The organism is Mycobacterium sp. (genome assembly GCF_035314905.1).
GTDB lineage: Bacteria > Actinomycetota > Actinomycetes > Mycobacteriales > Mycobacteriaceae > Mycobacterium.
On sequence record NZ_DATFYW010000122.1, the window covers coordinates 1 to 3,763 of the forward strand.

General features: G+C 67.7%; 4 protein-coding genes. All 4 read left to right on the forward strand.

The features are described from left to right. On the forward strand, positions 1–592 hold a 592-nt coding region (locus VKG81_RS10245), incomplete at its 5' end, for an NAD-dependent epimerase/dehydratase family protein (protein ID WP_324395809.1). Positions 593–1,026: 434 nt separating this feature from the next. Then, entirely contained in the window at positions 1,027–1,239 is a 213-nt protein-coding gene (locus VKG81_RS10250; protein WP_324395810.1) for a dodecin, read from the forward strand. Positions 1,240–1,538: 299 nt separating this feature from the next. Continuing rightward, positions 1,539–2,984 carry an amidase gene (locus VKG81_RS10255; RefSeq protein WP_324395811.1) on the forward strand — a complete coding sequence of 482 codons (1,446 nt, stop codon included), beginning with the start codon at positions 1,539–1,541 and terminating at the stop codon, positions 2,982–2,984. Between the two features lie 254 nt (positions 2,985–3,238). Beyond that, on the forward strand, positions 3,239–3,763 hold a 525-nt coding region (locus tag VKG81_RS10260; protein ID WP_324395812.1), incomplete at its 3' end, for a universal stress protein.

Genomic DNA, 3,763 nt, shown 5'->3' on the forward strand with positions numbered 1-3,763 from the left:
AGAAGACGTGCCCCCACGCGGCTCGCCTGAGCACTACTACTCCGAACAGAAAGCCGCCTGTGAAGCCGCCCTCGCAGAAATAACCCGCAGGTCGTCGCTGGAGGTGTTCGTGCTGCGACCGTGCATCGTCGCTGGGCCGAAAGCGCCGACGCTGGCCGACGCGATGCCGTGGCGGCAGCTGCCGGGTGTGGTGCAGTCGGCCACCCGCGCGGTTCCCCTGCTCAAGATGCCCATCCCCGACCCGGGATTTCCGCTGCAGCTGGTGCACCATGACGACGTCGCCGCCGCGATCGCATTAGCCGCGACCACCGATGCTCCGCCGGGCGCGTACAACATCGCCGGTGACGGCGAGGTCAGCATCTCGGAAGTCGTCACCGCGCTGGGCGGGCACCCAGTGCGGGTTCCGGGCGTCGCGGCGACCGCCGCGTTGACGGTCATCGCGCACATGCCGTTCGTCCCGTCGGGCCTGGAGTGGCTGCACGTCGCGCGGGCGTCGGTTGTGATGGACACCAGCAAGGCGAAGTCGCAGTTGGGCTGGAAGCCGAAGTACACGTCGGCGGAAACGCTGCAGGCCCGCGCGGAGGCTGCATAACCCGTTCAGCGCCATACGATCCGCAGGACCGATCAACGGGACGAACTGGCCGAGCCTCCACTTGGGAGGCGCTCGTGCGCGCACCTGTTGGTACGAGCCGCTTCGTCGTCCCGCCGCCGTTTCCATATTCAGGCAGGAGACGGGAAGCGAAACAGGTCAATCGCCCGGGCTCATGTTGGGTCGAGGTCTCCCCGCCGCATACCGGTCGGCTATCCGCAGGGGCGGCACATTCGTCGCAGACGGCGCGCGGGGAACCGGGTGGTCAGGATTGGTTGTGTGCGTCAGGCACTTTCGGTAGTCGTAGCGGCCACCGCACACCTCAGTTGGAACCCGTTTGACGAAACCGGCCGTTCCGGGAGCACCCACCGAGAAAAATGCGTCGTCGCACAGCGTCCCTGGACTATCCTTCACCCGCCGATCGCAGAAAGGACGCCATGACCAACCACACGTACCGGGTGATCGAAATAGTCGGTACATCACCCGATGGCATCGACGCGGCTATCCGCAACGGGCTGGCCCGAGCGGCAGAGACGACACGCGGACTCGACTGGTTCGAGGTGCAGTCCGTTCGCGGCCACCTGGAGGACGGGCCCGTCGCACACTTCCAGGTGACGCTAAAGGTCGGCTTCCGGCTCGAGGACGCTTAGTAGATCGGTTAGCCAGGCAACGGCTCCCGGCTCACCCGCCCGTGAACTCCTGCAGCGACGCAAACTCGACGGCGACGGCGGGATGGAAGCACTAAGGTCCTCAAACGCCGACTCTGCGACGTCGTCTTCCGCGCCATGCTCGCCGACCAAAACCAATCACCATCGGCCGTCGCTTGACAGGGGAGCTAGGGACAACGGTGCTGACCGGCTTCGTTCTGCCTCGATACTGAATGGGTGACGAAGGTGCGGGCGGCGACTGCCCAGGATGCGTTAGGCGTGGCGCAGGTCCACGTCGGGTCATGGCAGATGCCCGGCGCGGCGCGATGATCCCGCGGGCGGTCGAGCTGGTCGAGGGCTACCGGCGAAAGACGATCTCTCCTGTGGAGGCCACCCGCGCCGCGCTGGCGGCCATCGACCGCTACGACCCCATGGTGAACGCGTTCGTGCTGGTGGACGCCGACGGTGCGATGGCCGCCGCCAGGGCGTCGGAGGCGAGGTGGCACGCGGCACGGCCGCTGGGGCCCGCTGACGGGGTGCCGACGTCGATCAAGGACGCCCTGTGGACTCGGGGCTGGCCGACATTGCGCGGCAGCTGGCTCATCGACGAGGCCGGTCCTTGGGACGAGGACGCGCCCAGTGTCGCGCGGCTGCGGGAAACGGGTGCGGTCCTGCTGGGCAAGACCACCACTCCGGAATACTCCTGGAAGGGGGTGACCGACTCACCCCGTTACGGGGTGACCGGCAATCCCTGGAATTTAGCCACCACTGCCGGCGGGTCGAGCGGCGGCAGCGCGGCGGCGGTGTGCCTCGGCATGGGGGTGTGGTCGGTCGGCACCGACGGTGGCGGTTCGGTGCGGATTCCCGCGGGCTTCACCGGCACCGTCGCGCTCAAGCCGACCTATGGGCTGGTACCGCTGTACCCACCGAGCCCGTTCGGAACGCTGTCGCACATCGGCCCGATGACTAGGACCGTGCGGGACGCCGCGGCCCTGCTGGACGTGATCAAGGGCTTCGACGCCCGCGACTGGTCGGCGCAGCCGAGACCGACCGCGTCCTTCCTGACGGGACTGCACGACGGTGTCTGCGGGCTGCGGGTCGCGTTCTCTCCCACCCTCGGCTTTGTCCGAAACGACCCGGAGGTGGACGCCGCGGTGCGTGCTGCGGTGAGCGTTCTCGCCGACGCCGGGGCGCGGGTCGACGAGGTCGATCCCGGCTTCGCCGACCCGGTGCAGGCCTTCCATGTGCTGTGGTTCTCCGGCGAGGCCAAGGCGCTGGAGCCGTACGGGGACACCGTCGACGACCGGGTCGATCCCGGTCTGCGCCGCACCGCGGCCGTGGGTTCGACGTATTCGGCGTCGGATTATCTCGACGCGGTCGCCGTGCGGATGCGGCTGGGTCAGCTGATGGGACAGTTCCACCAGACCTACGACGTGCTGGTCACCCCGACCCTGCCGCTGCCCGCGTTCGCCGCCGGGCAGGACGTGCCCGACGGCTGGACGTCGCCGGACTGGACCAGCTGGACGCCCTACACCTATCCGTTCAACCTGACCCAGCAGCCGGCGCTGAGCGTGCCCTGCGGGTCGACCTCGGCAGGTCTGCCGATCGGGCTGCAAATCGTGGGGCCCCGGCACGCGGACACGCTGGTGCTGCGGATGGGCCAGGCGTATGAGTCCGCCACAGACTGGCATCGCAAGGCACCGGCACCGACGAGCGCGGCAAGAACACGCCAAGATGGCGGACCGTGACCATCTGCACGGTTGCCTCGGACAGGAATCCCTATTTCGGCGATCCATTCGCTGCCTAACCGGCCAAGCTGACAGTCCTCCCACCGGCAGGATGCCCAGACAGCAGGAATATCGGCACGCCAACTGAGCGCGTGTCAACGGCGGCTGAAACGGACCCCTGGCCAGGGTTGAATGTGGAACCCTCCCAGGGTTGTTGGTATCGGCTCGGCACCATCTGCTCCGACGCCGTAGGCGGCCGCACGCATAATGACGCTATGGCCAGTACTGGACGATTCTCCTCGGAGCCGCTCGCCTCTGCCGATCGACCGCAGCAGAGCGGGCGGATCGTGGTCGGTGTCGACGCGTCGCAGGGATCGTTGAACGCCCTACTGTGGGCGCTCGGGGAGGCACGGGCCCGCAAGATCCCCGTCCACGCGGTCCTTGCATGGCAGTACCGTCCAAATTGGGTCGACCCCGGGCTGGGCAGCATGTTCCCGTTGGGCTATGTGCCGGACGACGGCGGGCCTCCACACGAGTTCGCTGACGCAGTTGCTTCGGTGGAAAAGCTGCTGGACGCCGCCGTCAGCAAGGCCACAGAATCCGACCCGGAGAGCGCGACGGATCCGGTCCGAATCACGCAGGAGACGGTGGAAGGACACGCCGCCCAGGTGCTGCTCGAGAGCGTTACTGGATGCGACACACTGGTGGTCGGCTCTCACGGACACGGCGGATTCGTTGGGGCGATACTCGGCTCCGTCAGCCACCATGTCGTGTCCCACTCGCGGTGCCCCGTGGTGGTC